Annotated in this window: 8 protein-coding genes and 3 tRNA genes; 3 read left to right on the top strand and 8 right to left on the bottom strand. The window is 61.8% G+C overall.

From position 1 onward, the window contains the following. Nucleotides 1-165 precede the first annotated feature (165 nt). Entirely contained in the window at nt 166-2,076 is a 1,911-nt protein-coding gene (locus ACFY9W_RS06025) for a KUP/HAK/KT family potassium transporter (RefSeq protein ID WP_391127091.1), read from the top strand. A 134-nt stretch (nt 2,077-2,210) separates the two neighbouring features. Here the strand turns inward: ACFY9W_RS06025 and ACFY9W_RS06020 are convergent, their stop codons facing one another. The 5 genes from ACFY9W_RS06020 to ACFY9W_RS06000 form a co-directional block, all read right to left on the bottom strand. Then, entirely contained in the window at nt 2,211-3,503 is a 1,293-nt protein-coding gene (locus tag ACFY9W_RS06020) for an AcvB/VirJ family lysyl-phosphatidylglycerol hydrolase (RefSeq protein WP_391127089.1), read from the bottom strand. Continuing rightward, complete coding sequence (gene mprF, locus ACFY9W_RS06015) at nt 3,503-6,145, bottom strand: bifunctional lysylphosphatidylglycerol flippase/synthetase MprF (RefSeq protein ID WP_391127087.1); 2,643 nt, start codon at nt 6,143-6,145, stop codon at nt 3,503-3,505. Before mprF ends, ACFY9W_RS06020 begins: the two co-directional genes overlap by 1 nt. A gap of 262 nt (nt 6,146-6,407) precedes the next feature. Next, nucleotides 6,408-6,484, bottom strand: a tRNA-Met gene (locus tag ACFY9W_RS06010). Nucleotides 6,485-6,618: 134 nt separating this feature from the next. Continuing rightward, nucleotides 6,619-6,695: transfer RNA gene (locus tag ACFY9W_RS06005), tRNA-Met, on the bottom strand. A 134-nt stretch (nt 6,696-6,829) separates the two neighbouring features. Further along, nucleotides 6,830-6,906, bottom strand: a tRNA-Met gene (locus ACFY9W_RS06000). Nucleotides 6,907-7,126: 220 nt separating this feature from the next. Here ACFY9W_RS06000 and dinB point away from each other — a divergent pair. After that, nucleotides 7,127-8,185 carry a DNA polymerase IV gene (gene dinB, locus ACFY9W_RS05995; protein WP_391127221.1) on the top strand — a complete coding sequence of 353 codons (1,059 nt, stop codon included), beginning with the start codon at nt 7,127-7,129 and terminating at the stop codon, nt 8,183-8,185. A gap of 129 nt (nt 8,186-8,314) precedes the next feature. Here dinB and ACFY9W_RS05990 read toward each other — a convergent pair whose 3' ends face one another. The 3 genes from ACFY9W_RS05990 to ACFY9W_RS05980 all read right to left on the bottom strand — a co-directional run bounded on the left by ACFY9W_RS05990 (nt 8,315) and on the right by ACFY9W_RS05980 (nt 12,432). Beyond that, nucleotides 8,315-9,268 (bottom strand): hypothetical protein, encoded by a 954-nt coding sequence (locus ACFY9W_RS05990; protein ID WP_391127084.1) that lies wholly within the window; start codon nt 9,266-9,268, stop codon nt 8,315-8,317. Nucleotides 9,269-9,288: 20 nt separating this feature from the next. Continuing rightward, a complete protein-coding gene (locus ACFY9W_RS05985; RefSeq protein ID WP_391127082.1) occupies nt 9,289-11,004 on the bottom strand; it encodes a proline--tRNA ligase in 1,716 nt (571 codons plus the stop codon). Between the two features lie 159 nt (nt 11,005-11,163). Continuing rightward, nucleotides 11,164-12,432 (bottom strand): OprD family outer membrane porin, encoded by a 1,269-nt coding sequence (locus tag ACFY9W_RS05980; protein WP_391127079.1) that lies wholly within the window; start codon nt 12,430-12,432, stop codon nt 11,164-11,166. A 690-nt stretch (nt 12,433-13,122) separates the two neighbouring features. Here ACFY9W_RS05980 and ACFY9W_RS05975 point away from each other — a divergent pair. Further along, the gene (locus ACFY9W_RS05975; protein WP_391127076.1) at nt 13,123-13,542 is read left to right on the top strand and encodes an HIT domain-containing protein; all 420 of its coding nucleotides are present in this window, start codon (nt 13,123-13,125) and stop codon (nt 13,540-13,542) included.

Raw genomic sequence — 13,542 nt, 5'->3', positions numbered from 1 at the left:
CCTCTGATCAAAAAGTGCGCAATTCTAGCGAGCGTAACGTCGCTTGACCAGCAGAAATACGACGAACGCTGCGCTATGCTTCGCGCCGTTGCGCGAAGGTGCCCCAGTGGGCCTTGTGCGCGAGTGAATACTAAAGGCCGTGATGGCCGTCTGCGGGAGTGGTCGATGGTTCAGGCAAGCAGTCACGCCGAGGGCGGGCACGAGGGGAAGCAGGGCGCGGCGCGGTCGCTGGGCCTGCTCGTGGCGGCGGTCGGGGTGGTTTATGGCGATATCGGCACCAGCCCGTTGTACACCCTGAAGGAAGTCTTTACCGGCGGCTATGGGGTGCCGGTCAACCATGATGGCGTGCTGGGGATCCTGTCACTGATCCTGTGGTCGCTGTTGTGGGTAGTGTCGTTCAAATATGTAATGTTCATCCTGCGCGCCGACAACCAGGGCGAGGGCGGCACCATGGCCCTGACTGCACTGGCGCGGCGGGCCACAGCGGCCTACCCGCGGTTGCGTACGCTGATGGTGATCTGTGGCCTGATCGGCGCTTCGTTGTTCTATGGCGACAGCATGATCACCCCGGCGGTGTCGGTGCTATCGGCGGTGGAGGGCATGGGCCTGGCGTTTGACGGCATTGACCACTGGGTGGTGCCGATCTCGCTGGTGGTGCTGGTGGCGCTGTTCCTGGTGCAGAAGCACGGCACCGAGAAGATCGGCAAGCTGTTCGGCCCGATCATGGTCACCTGGTTCGTGGTGCTGGGTGCGCTGGGCGTGCATGGTATCTCGCAGAGCCCGGAAGTACTCAAGGCCTTCAACCCGGGCTGGGCGGTCAACTTCTTCGTGGTGCACCCTGGCATGGGCGTGGCCATTCTAGGCGCGGTGGTGCTGGCGCTGACCGGTGCCGAGGCGCTGTATGCCGACATGGGCCACTTTGGCCGCAAGCCGATTGCCCGCGCCTGGTTCATCCTGGTGCTGCCCGCGTTGGTGCTCAATTATTTCGGCCAGGGTGCGCTGCTGCTGCAAAACCCGGACGCGGCACGTAACCCGTTCTACCTGCTGGCGCCGGGCTGGGCGCTGCTGCCGTTGGTCGGGCTGGCGACCATGGCCACGGTGATTGCCTCGCAGGCGGTGATTTCGGGGGCGTTCTCCCTTACCCGACAGGCCATCCAGCTGGGCTACATTCCGCGCATGCAGATCCAGCACACCTCCAGCGACGAGCAGGGGCAGATCTACATTGGGGCGGTGAACTGGACGCTGATGGTGGGCGTAGTGCTGCTGGTGATCGGTTTCGAGTCGTCCGGTGCACTGGCCGCGGCCTACGGTGTGGCGGTGACCGGCACCATGCTGATGACCACCATCCTGGTGTCGGCGGTGATGTTGCTGCTGTGGAAGTGGCCGCCTGTGCTGGCGGTACCGATCCTGGTGGGCTTCCTGTTGGTGGATGGCCTGTTCTTTGCCGCCAACGTGCCGAAAATCGTACAGGGCGGCGCTTTCCCGGTGCTGGCCGGTGGTGTGCTGTTCCTGCTGATGAGTACCTGGAAGCGTGGTAAGCAGATTCTGGTCGAGCGTATCGACGAAGGCGCGCTGCCGCTGCAGCTGTTCATCAGCAGTATCCGCATCCAGCCGCCCCACCGGGTCGAGGGCACGGCGGTGTTCCTTACCGCGCGGGCCGACGCCGTACCCCATGCGCTGCTGCATAACATGCTGCATAACCAGGTGCTGCACAGCCAGGTGGTGTTGCTGACGGTGGTCAGCGAAGACCGGCCGCGAGTGCCGGAGCAGGAGCGTTTTGAAGTGGAGGCCTACGGTGACGGGTTCTTCCGCGTGTTGCTGCACTTTGGCTTCATGGACGAACCGGACGTGCCGGCTGCGTTGAAACTGTGCCATCTGGATGAGCTGGACTTCACCCCGATGCGCACCACCTACTTCCTCAGCCGCGAGACGGTGATCGCTTCACGGTTGGAGGGGATGTCGCGTTGGCGGGGCAACCTGTTCGCGTTCCTGCTGAAGAATGCCAACGGTAACTTGCGCTTCTTCAACCTGCCGCTGAACAGGGTGATCGAGCTGGGGACCCAGGTCGAGATCTGATTGGCAAGGGGCTGCTTTGCAGCCCTTCGCGGGCAAGCCCGCTCCCACAAGTACTGCGCTGATATTCAACATGGCGCGGTCCCTGTGGGAGCCTGGCTTGCCAGCGATGGGCCGCAAAGCGGCCCCGATTTTTGTCAGTTCTGTTCGGCAACGCTCGACTTGCCTTGGCGCGTCTCGATCTCACCAATCAAGCGCTTGGCCAGCGCCGGGTAGTTCTCGTCGAAGTGGTGCCCCCCAGGCAGCTTCAGGCGTTCACCCACCGCAGTCTTTTCGGTGCAACCGCTTTCATCTGTCTCTTCCACGCCATACACGCACACCACCTTGGACGCCGGCAGCCTGGCCATCTCTGGCCCGGTAGGCGCTTCCTGGCCTTCCTTGCCCAACCAGCCCTCCACCTCGATCTCGAAGCTGCCGCTGCGGGCAAAGGCCAGCAACACCACGGCATCGATGCGCTGTTGGTCTTCTGCCGGCAAGCGGTTGTAGATGGCCGGCAGCACATCGGCACCGAACGAATAGCCCGTCAGCACGAAGCGCTTGGTACCCCACTTTTGCCGGTAGTGCTGCATCAGCTCGGACAGGTCGGCGGCGCTTTGCTCCGGGGTCTTGTGTTGCCAGTAGTAGCGCAGCGTGTCGATGCCCACCACCGGGTAGCCCAGTTTGGCCATTTCACCGGCCACATCCCGGTCCAGGTCGCGCCAGCCGCCATCGCCGGAGAGGAACAGGGTGACGGTATCGGTGGTTTGCCCGGCAGGTACTTCGACCACCGGGATGGCCAAGGCGTTGCCGTCGTGGCCAACCAGAGCCTGGGTCAGCTGCGCCTTCAGCACCTGTGGCAGGTGGATGTCGTAGTCGCTGATGCTGGTTTCGGCGTTGGCCTGGTCACGTACGAAGGCGGCGCTGGCGTCATCCGGGTTGTCGTTCCAGGCAACGTTCCAGTGGCCATGGGCAGCTGCCTTCGGCAGTGGGGCCTGACAGCCGGGTTGCTCCAGGCTGAAGTCCACGGAAATCGCCCGCGCCTTGTCATCGTTCTGGCTGGCCAGCCAACGCCAGGCCTGGGCGGCACCAGGGCCGATACCGGCAACCAGCGTCGGCTTTTCCGGCAGCTCGGCCAGGGCCTGGTCCATCGCCTGCTGCTGCTTGCTGCAGTCGTTCGGCGGCAGGATCACCTGCACCAACTGGGCTTCGCCGGCCTGGCTCAGGTCGATCAGTTGCTTGTCAGTCAGTGCCTGTTCTTGCGGCACCCCAATGGCTACCCGGGCCTTGGGGTGTACGCCAGGGGTGACCCGGGTGATGTTGGTGTCATTGACGCTCAGTTGCTCCAGGCGCGCCTCGGGGGCCGGGCGCGTCCACAGCCAGAAGGCCAGCGTGCCACCCAGGGCGGCCAGCAGCAGGGGAACCAGCAGGTACAGCCAATAGCGTCGGGTCATCAACGTTTCACCAATCCAGTCAGGCCGCCTGCAATCAGGGCGGCGGTGTCGGCCAGTGCCACAAGCGGGTCGAGCCCGGCCGGCACGGCCATGTAGCGGGGTTCCCAATCCGGTTGGAATTTGTCCTTGAAGCGGCGAAGCCCCTGGAAGTTGTAAAGCTGCTCGCCCCGGCGGAACACCATGGAACCCAGGCGTTGCGTCAAGGGCGCGCCGCGCCGTGGCTGCAGGCCGGACAGCGGCACCATGCCCAGGCTGAAGCGGGCGTATTCATGGTTTTTGTAATGCAGGATCAAGCCGATCATCATGAACTCCATGGTCAGCTTCGGTGCCTCGGGGTGCGCGCGCATCAGGTCGAGGCTGGCCAGTTCGTTGCCATGGGTTTCAAGCAGGTTGGCGAAGGCCACCGGGCGGCCCTGGAAGCGAATCAGGGCAATGCGGAAGTGTTGCAGGTAGTCCGGGCTGAAGCGTCCCAGCGAGAAGCCTTTTTCGCGCACGTTCTTGCCGCCTAGCCAGGCATCGGAAATTTCCTTCAGCTCTGCCAGGGGAGCGTGGCCAGGTTCGTGGATTTCCAGGCTCAGGCCGTCGCGGCCACCGCGGTTCCAGGTGTAGCGCAGGTCTTTCATCTCCTTGCCCTTGGCTTCCAGGTCGAAGCGGCGCAGGTCGACACGGGCTTCTTCGCCCAGCTTCAGCGCTGTCAGGCCGATGTCCATATAGAAGGGCAGGTTCTCGGCGCGCACCTGGTAGAACACCGGGCGGGCGTGGTGCAGGTCACACAGGTCGCGGAACTGCCAGATCATTTCGGCGCGCTCCTGGGCCGGGCCGATCGGGTCGTACAGGGCCACCAGGCTACGGCCGCGTCGGGCGTACATGAGGAAGGCATTGTCACGCGGGTGGAACAGCAATGCCTTGTCGCCGGTCAGGGCCAGGCCACCGTCGGGCTGGTCGGAGGCCAGCAGGATGCGGTTGGCGCGCTGCAGTTCTTCTTCATCGGGCAAGTGGATCACCGGCGGTGCGGTGCGCAGCAGCCAGGTCAGTGCCACGGCTGCCAACAGCAGGGCACTGCCCATGGCGGCACGCAAGCCCCGCGGGGCATCGGCATCAAGGGTAAATTGCCACCACAACTGATGGCTGTAGGGCACGTCCTGGTAGGCGAACAGCAGCAGCCATACCGAGGCACCGACTGCGCAGGCGCTGGCGACCAGGAACACCGGCGAGAATGGCAGTTCCAGCAGGCGGCTTGGGCGATAGAACGAGCGGCGGAACAGGGCCAGCAAGGTGGCGGTGAAAGTCAGCAGGCAAGCCTCTTCCCAGTCGAAACCTTTGAGCAGCGACAGCAGGGCACCCACCAGCAACAGCACCGTGGTCAGTAGCCAGGCAGCGGACAGTCGCCGGCGCAGGCCTTGGGCCAGCAGCAGGCACAGCACGCCGATCAGGCTGGCGCCGAAGTGCGAGGCATCGATCAGCCGGTGCGGTACGAGGAAGCCCATGTGCTCCAGCCGCGTGTCGATCTCGGGTGTGGCGCCCGAGAACAGCAGCACCACGCCAGAAAGGAACACCAGTATCGACAGGATCGGTGCGGCCAGCCCGGAAGCGGCCTTGATGGCTTGCTGCGCGAACAGCAGGCGCCGGGCCTCGTTGGCCAGCAACAGCACGCAGGCCAGCAGCAATGGCATCACCACGTAGATCAGCCGGTACAGCAGCAGGGCGGCCGCCAGTGGCGCGGCGCCGAGCTGGTCGGCAAAGGCCGCCAGCAGGATCGCCTCGAACACCCCGACACCGCCGGGAACGTGGCTGAGCACGCCTGCGGCCAAGGCCAGCAGGTATACCAGCACAAACGCGCCGAACGGTGGCGCCTCGGGCAGCAGCAGGTACAGCACGGTGGCGGCTGCCGCCACATCCAGCGCGGTGATCAGCAGTTGCAGGGCAGCCAGGCGCGCGCCTGGCAGGCGCAGTGTACGGCGGCCCAGTTGCACCAGCAGGTTATTGGCCAGCGGTTGTTCTGCCAGGCGCCGGCGGTACAAACCGAACAGCAGCAGGGCACTCGCCACCAGCACGGCAGTGGCGATACCCCCCAGCAAGCCAGGCGCCAAGCCCAGTGCGGTCGAGGCCGCAGGCAGGTCGCTCAGGGTCGCCAACGCGGCCAGTGGCGGCAGTGCGCAACCCAGTGACAAGCTGGCGAAAACCGTCATCCGTGCGACATCACCGGCAGCAAGCCCTTGGCGCGCATACAGCCGGTAGCGCACAGAGCCGCCCGAGAGCATCGACAAGCCGATGGCATTGCCAATGGCAAAGGCGCTGAAACCGCCCAGTACCAGGCTGCGTGCTGGCAGTTTCACACCGGCATAGCGGCTGGCCGACCACTCGTAACCCAGCAGGATCACGAAGCCGACGACCGTCGCCACAAAGGCGCCCAACAAGGACTGGGCCGGCACGCTGAGCATGGCATCGTGCAAGGCATAGATGTCCAGCTCGCTCAGCAGGTGGCGGCAGGCAATCAAGGCCATGGTGAACAGCACCAGGGTCACCGCCAGGCCGATGGGCTGGCGGTAGCGGCTCAGGCGTTCAAGCAAGGGCAGGCGCTGCACGGCACCGGGCAGCGCCGAGGCGAGCGGCACCGGAGGTTCGGGGTTGTGTGAAGTCATGAATTGCCCCGGGCATGCTGCGCGAGGTGGAGGGAAGGTGCGGCCAAGTGAAAGTCCCTTAGGAAAACGTATCCAATGTTACTCCGGCCTCAGGCGCTTTCAGCGGCCCGGCAGGGTTAAAGATAGTTCATCCAGGGCACAACGTCTCAAGCCTGCGGGTTGGCTTGCGAGCGAGGGAAAATTGGGGCGACGAAAAGCAGGGAGGGTAGAAACAACAAACCCCGCGCTGCTGTTACACAGGCGGGGTTTATTCTGACGAATATGGTTGCGGGAGCCGGATTTGAACCGACGACCTTCGGGTTATGAGCCCGACGAGCTACCAGGCTGCTCCATCCCGCGTCAGAGGTGCGCATTCTACAGCGTGCCGAGTGTATGTCAAGCACCTGGCTTTGATTTATCAAGGGTTTTTCGGCAATGCTTTTCAGCGGGCAAAGAAAAAGGCCACTGTGTTAACAGTGGCCTTTTCTTGAATCTGGTTGCGGGAGCCGGATTTGAACCGACGACCTTCGGGTTATGAGCCCGACGAGCTACCAGGCTGCTCCATCCCGCGTCAGTGGGGCGGATTCTACAGCTTGGAATGTGTATGTCAAGCGCTAGGCTTTGATTTTTCGAGGTTTTTTCGAAATTGCTTTATAGCAGGCAAAGAAAAAGGCCACTGCGTTAACAGTGGCCTTTTCTCGAATTTGGTTGCGGGAGCCGGATTTGAACCGACGACCTTCGGGTTATGAGCCCGACGAGCTACCAGGCTGCTCCATCCCGCGCCTGTGAGACCGAATTCTACGGATTTGCCGACCATTGTCAAGCACTTGTTTTGGAAAAACCTTTTTTGTTCAAACCCTTAGCGCCTGATAACAGGTCGCAGCTCAGGTGCGGCGGGGCTTTGCGGCCGATTATCGTATGGCAACACGGGTGAGCTGTTTCACAACAGGTGCATGCGATACTATCTGTATGAATTTACAGTGCTGACGGCCATCCATGTCCTTGCGCAAGATCATCCACGTTGACTGCGATTGCTTCTATGCCGCAATCGAGATGCGTGATGACCCGCGCCTGGCTGGCCGACCCATGGCGGTTGGGGGCTCGCCTGACCAGCGTGGGGTGATCGCCACCTGCAACTATGAAGCTCGCGCCTATGGCGTTCGTTCTGCCATGTCTTCCCGGCATGCGCTGAAGCTGTGCCCCGACTTGTTGATCGTCAAGCCGCGCTTCGAGGCTTACCGGGAGGCCTCGCGAGAAATACATGCCATCTTCCGCGACTACACCGAGCTGATCGAGCCTTTGTCGCTGGATGAAGCCTACCTGGATGTAAGCGATAGCCAGTGGTATTCCGGCAGTGCCACGCGCATCGCCGAGGATATCCGCCGACGGGTTTCCCGCACCTTGCATATCACCGTGTCGGCGGGCGTGGCGCCGAACAAGTTTCTGGCAAAGATCGCCAGTGACTGGCGCAAGCCCAACGGGCTGTTCGTGATTACCCCGGGCGAGGTGGAGGCATTCGTCGCCGCCTTGCCGGTGGCCAGGTTGCATGGGGTGGGCAAGGTAACGGCAGACAAGCTGGCGCGGCTGGGCATCGAAACCTGCCTGGAGCTGCGCGATTGGTCGCGGCTGGCGCTGGTACGCGAGTTCGGCAGCTTTGGCGAGCGGTTATGGGGGCTATCGCGCGGAATAGATGAGCGTGCAGTACACAATGACAGCCGCCGCCAGTCAGTCAGCGTGGAAAACACCTACGACACCGACCTGCCTGATCTGGCCAGTTGCCTGGCGCGCTTGCCTGAGCTGCTGGAGAGCCTGAACGAGCGCATCGCCCGCATGGACAGCAGTTACCGGCCGGACAAACCCTTCGTTAAGGTCAAGTTCCATGACTTCAGCCAGACCACCATGGAGCAGGCGGGTGCGGGCAGGGACCTGGAGAGTTATCGGCAGTTGCTGGGGCAGGCCTTTGCCCGTGGTGGCAAGCCGGTGCGATTGCTGGGGGTAGGGGTGAGGTTGCGTGACTTGCGCGGGGCGCATGAACAGCTGGAGCTGTTCCCGCCTAAATGAACAGGGGCCGCTTTGCGGCCCAATCGCCGGCAAGCCAGCTCCCACAGGGGTTGCACTGCCCTTGAGCTTGATGCAGTACCTGTGGGAGCTGGCTTGCCGGCGATTGGGCTGCAAAGCAGCCCCAATGTGTCAATGCGCGCCGGGGTCAGCCACCAACCGGCCAGTGGCCTTGGTCAGCGACTGCAGAAACTCCTGCTGCAGTTCCGGATCGTTGCGGGTCAGCTCGATCAGGCTTTGTTCCATTTCACTGGCTTCTTCTTCCAGGCCCAGCTCCGACAGGCGCTTGACCCGGTGTACCCACTGGCCGACATCGTCATCTTCGAGGTCATCGAAGATCAGTTCGTGGGCTTCAAGCAGCTTGTTGCGCAAGGTGGCGCTGACCAGCAGGCTGGCATCGCCGCGTACCGCATTGTCCTCGTCGAGTACCTGCAAGTGCAGGGTGCCGACGTGGTTGAGGTTCTGCTCGGAGAACGGGCTGTCGAGCAGGTTAAGGCGCAGCACGCCATTGCGGTCGGTAGTCAGTTCGTGGGTCATCTTGCCAGCCTTGACCTCGACCAGGCGTTCGCTCCAGGGCACGCTGGTGGATTCTTCGCGCTTGTTTTTCTGTACTTCGCTGATCCCTGCCAGGTTCTGCTGGGCACGGCCGTTGGACGGCACGTTCATGAACGGGTTGAGCCCGTCCACGCCGTAGCTGAGCCAGTCATGGGTAATGCTTTGCGGCAGGTTGCCCAAGGCGAAGACATTGACCACGTTGGCACCAACGCCCGCCACCACGGCCACGGCACCCAGCGGGATCTCGTAGATCTCCCGCCAGGGCTGGTATGGCGTGTAGCGGTCATAGCGCCGGGTGACTTCGAACTCGGTGACTTCGAAGCGCTTCTGCTCATGCACGCGCACACGTCGCTGCGGAAGCTCCATCACCTTCGGCTCGCCGACATCGATCTGCAGGGTGTGCTCGAGCAGTTTGCGCTCGACGCGCTCCTCATGGTCGCTGCGCTGGGACATCTGGTTGGCGCAGCCGCTGACGAGCAGGGCGCCGCACAGTGCGGCGCCCCCCAGGGTAAAGGTACTTCGCTTGTACATGATCACTCGTGCATTGGTTATCAGCGGCGAACGCGGGCCTGCAGGAAGGTCAGCACTTCATTGACGGGCAATGGCTGAGCGTCCTGCTCGGTGCGGTGCTTGTATTCCAGGTTGCCGTCGGCCAGGCCGCGATCGCTGACGACGATGCGGTGCGGGATGCCGATCAGCTCCATGTCGGCAAACTTGATACCTGGGCTGGTCTTCTTGTCGCGGTCGTCCAGCAGTACTTCGAAGCCGGCAGCGGTCAGTTCGGCGTACAGCTTGTCGGTTGCCTCGCGGACCACGTCGGTTTCGTAGCGCAGCGGCACCAGGGCGATCTGGAACGGGGCCAGGGCGTCGTTCCAGATGATGCCCTTGTCGTCATAGCTCTGCTCGATGGCGGCAGCGACCACGCGGGACACGCCGATGCCGTAGCAGCCCATGGCCAGGGTTACCGGCTTGCCGTTCTCGCCCAGTACCTGGCACTTCAGTGCCTCGCTGTACTTGGTGCCCAGCTGGAAGATATGGCCCACTTCGATGCCGCGCTTGATCACCAGGGTGCCCTGGCCGTCCGGGCTTGGGTCGCCTTCGACCACGTTGCGCAGGTCGGCAACCTGTGGAACCGGCAGGTCGCGCTCCCAGTTGACGCCAAAGTAGTGTTTGTCGTCGATGTTGGCGCCGATGCCGAAGTCGCTCATCAGGGCAACCGAACGGTCGATGATGATTTCCAGCGGCAGGTTCAGCGGGCCGAGCGAGCCGGCGCCGGCGCCAATGGCGTCGCGCAGTTCGGCTTCGGTGGCCATGACCAGCGGGTCGGCAACCTGTTCCAGCTTGGTGGCCTTGATTTCGTTCAGTTCGTGGTCGCCGCGAACGATCAGGGCGATCAGCTTGCCTTCTTCGGCGCCGCGCACGATCAGGGTCTTGACGGTCTTTTCGATCGCCAGGCCATGGTTTTCGACCAGTTGCGCAATGGTCTTGGCATTCGGGGTGTCGACCAGGCGCAGCTCCTCGGTAGGGGCTGGGCGCACGGTTTCGCGCGGGATGGCCTCGGCCTTCTCGATGTTGGCGGCGTAGTCGGAGCTGTCGCTGAAGATCACGTCGTCTTCGCCGGACTCGGCCAGTACGTGGAACTCATGCGAGTAGCTGCCACCGATGGAGCCGGTGTCGGCCTGCACTGGGCGGAAGTCCAGGCCCAGGCGGGTGAACACGTTGCTGTACGCCTGGTGCATGCGGTCGTAGGTTTCCTGCAGGGAAGCCTGGTCGGCATGGAACGAGTAGGCGTCCTTCATGATGAACTCGCGGCCACGCATCAAGCCGAAGCGCGGGCGGATCTCGTCACGGAACTTGGTCTGGATCTGGTACATGTTGAGCGGCAGCTGTTTATAGCTGGACAGCTCGTTACGGGCCAGGTCGGTGATGACTTCTTCGTGGGTCGGGCCAACGCAGAAATCACGCTGGTGGCGGTCTTTCAGGCGCAGCAGCTCGGGGCCGTACTGCTCCCAGCGGCCGGACTCCTGCCACAGCTCGGCAGGCTGGATGCTTGGCATCAGTACTTCCAGGGCGCCGGCGGCGTTCATTTCCTCGCGCACCACGGCCTCGACCTTGCGCATTACCCGCAAGCCCATCGGCAGCCAGGTGTACAGGCCAGAGGCCAGTTTGCGGATCATGCCGGCACGCAGCATGAGCTGATGGCTGATGACCACTGCGTCGGCAGGGGTTTCTTTCTGGGTGGCGAGCAAATATTGACTGGTGCGCATGGTTAGCCGTGTCGATTGCCTAAGACGTTGAAATAGCCCCGCATTGTACGGGGGTGAAACGAAGGCGTACAGGATGCCCCAGGGCGTGACACTTGTCAGCCAAGAAAAAGCCCGGCGTGATCGCCGGGCTTTTCAGGTGCGGGGCACTGCAAGCCAGGCTTACAGGATGCTCAGCGGGTACTCCACGATCAGGCGCAGTTCGTCGATCGATGGGGAGCTGTCCAGGTACACCGCATCGGAGGAGCGGTAGGTAGCCTGACGGATACGGAAGCTCAGGTCCTTGGCCGGGCCTTCCTGCAGCACGTACTTGATATCGATATCGCGTTCCCATTCTTTACCGTTGTCGCCGCTCGTAACGTTGGCGCCGGTGCCGTGTACGTAACGGGTCATGAAGGTCAGGCCTGGGATGCCGAATTGGGCGAAGTTCAGGTCGTAGCGAGCCTGCCAGGACTTCTCGTCTTCGGAGTTGAAGTCGGAACGGGCCACGGAGTTGGCCAGGAAGATGGTACCGCCGCCGTCTACGCCGTATGCGTAATCGCCGTCACCGGACACTTTTTGATAGGCCAGAGTGAAGGTGTGAGCGCCGATGTTATAGGCAGCCGACAGGCTGAATGCGCGGTTGTCGAGTTTGTCACCATCGTAGGCGCGGGCCAGGTTGCCATCGCTCTTGGTGTCATAGATGTTGAAGTCGAACACCAGGCCTTGCTTGTCGGAAATTGGCAATGCCCAGTTGACGTTGGCGTAGTACTTGCGCCAGTAGTCTTCAACCTTGGAGTAGTAGAGGCTGGTGCTCAGATTGTCGGAGAAGGCATAAGTGCCGCCGACAACGTTGGCTTCCTTCAGTTGAAGGCTATCGTGATAAGTCTGAGCCTGGGCGTTCAGCGCGGTGAAGTGACCGGCGTGCAGTGTAAGGCCATCGATTTCGTTGCTGGTGATCAGGCCACCTTGAGCAACTTCCGGCAGCAAGCGGCTGTCGTCGGTAGCAAATACTGGCAATGCGGTGAACTGGTCGCCGAATTTCAGCACAGTGTTGGAAATGCGCATTTTCACTGCGCCGCCGCCTTCGGAGTAGTCGTCCTGCGAGCGACCGTCGGAGCCCTCGGGGAACAGACCGGTGCCAGCGCGGCCTTTGCCGCTGTCCAGCTTGAGGCCCAGCATGCCGATGGCGTCGACACCGAAGCCTACGGTGCCTTGGGTGAAGCCCGATTCGAAGGTGCCGAGGAAGCCAAGGCCGGTTTCTTCAACGCGGCTCTGGGCGCCAGATGGGACGTTACGGAAGTCACGGCTGAAATACAGCATGCGGGTCTTGACGTTCAGCTTGCTGTCTTCAACGAAACCTTTGGACTCGTCTTGTGCCGAGGCCATTGCCAACTGCGAGGTCCCCGCCGTAACGGCCAGGGCGATCATGCTCCACTTCATCACGCGCATCGTGATTTGCTCCTTTGGTTTTTAGGAAGAGTACCGCTGCGTCCCAGTCTTTTAGTTATAAGGTGCAGCTCTTTCTTGTTATGTCGGCGAAAATGTATAGCACGCTGACTGTTGTTGGCGATATGGCTATAAGCACTCTTTACGGAACTTTTTTGCCATGTCGCTTTTGGGTATTTCCATGTCGCAAATCACGCCCCGGTTTATGGGTCGTACAACGCCAGCGCTGTTCCTGTCACCGTAACGAATCTGTAAGTACCGATTCCGGTTAAGGAAACTCCCTGGTAACCAATGCCGCTGTTGTTATTTGTCGCGTTCACCTGCCATTGCAGATGTCGTGCCGACTTGACGTGAAGGGAATGCAACAAGCGTGCTCAAAATTCGCAACACTTCATGAAATTTTCACAAAAACGGCTACCGAGGGTCGGAAAGCACCGTAAACACGGGGCGAGGGCAGCGCGGGCTCATGTTGGAGTCGAGAATCATTAAAATTTAAAAAGCTGCCAACAAAGTCAATGTGTTACCGCAGCATGTTCATCCAGAGTCATTTGTGGGGTGATACGTGCGGAACGGGTGATTAGGTAGCCTCATTTTGGTGCGAAAAGTAGCGCTGTGTTACCGGGAATGTGCAAGGTATCCTTGCAGCCTGTTTTCCGCTCGAAGCGGGTTGGTTTTGCCTGAAGGAGAGATACCGTGTTCGTCCTCGATTCGCGTTTGCAGCAGGATTCCCTGGTGCTGGGGGAGTTTGCGCTGTGCCAGTTGCTGCTGAGCAAGGATGCCAACTACCCATGGTTCATCCTGGTGCCCAAGCGTGCCGGTATCAGCGAACTGTTCGAGCTGGATGCGCCAGAGCAGCAGCAGTTGTGGCAGGAAACCACCCTGTTGGCTGAAGCGCTGAAAGCCAGCTACAGCGCCGACAAGATGAACGTGGCCACCTTGGGCAATGTGGTCAGCCAGTTGCACATGCATGTGATCGTACGTCAGCGTGACGACGCTGCCTGGCCTGCACCGGTGTGGGGCAAGTGCCCGGCCGTGGCCTACAGCGACGATCAGTTGCAAGCCATTCGTGAGCGTTTGCGTGGGCTGCAACTTGCTGGCTATCAGGAGGCCTGA

The sequence above is a fragment of the Pseudomonas sp. NPDC008258 genome (assembly GCF_042956345.1).
In the GTDB taxonomy this organism is placed as follows: domain Bacteria; phylum Pseudomonadota; class Gammaproteobacteria; order Pseudomonadales; family Pseudomonadaceae; genus Aquipseudomonas.
The sequence above is the reverse complement of the archived record's forward strand: the minus strand, read 5'-3'. Positions and strand labels throughout refer to the sequence as shown.

Excerpts from the sequence above, each read along its gene's own strand:
- ACFY9W_RS06025 (WP_391127091.1), top strand. The coding sequence starts at position 166 with ATGGTTCAGGCAAGCAGTCACGCCGAGGGCGGGCACGAGGGGAAGCAG.
- ACFY9W_RS06020 (WP_391127089.1), bottom strand. The coding sequence starts at position 3,503 with ATGACCCGACGCTATTGGCTGTACCTGCTGGTTCCCCTGCTGCTGGCC.
- mprF (WP_391127087.1), bottom strand. The coding sequence starts at position 6,145 with ATGACTTCACACAACCCCGAACCTCCGGTGCCGCTCGCCTCGGCGCTG.
- ACFY9W_RS05990 (WP_391127084.1), bottom strand. The coding sequence starts at position 9,268 with ATGTACAAGCGAAGTACCTTTACCCTGGGGGGCGCCGCACTGTGCGGC.
- ACFY9W_RS05985 (WP_391127082.1), bottom strand. The coding sequence starts at position 11,004 with ATGCGCACCAGTCAATATTTGCTCGCCACCCAGAAAGAAACCCCTGCC.
- ACFY9W_RS05980 (WP_391127079.1), bottom strand. The coding sequence starts at position 12,432 with ATGCGCGTGATGAAGTGGAGCATGATCGCCCTGGCCGTTACGGCGGGG.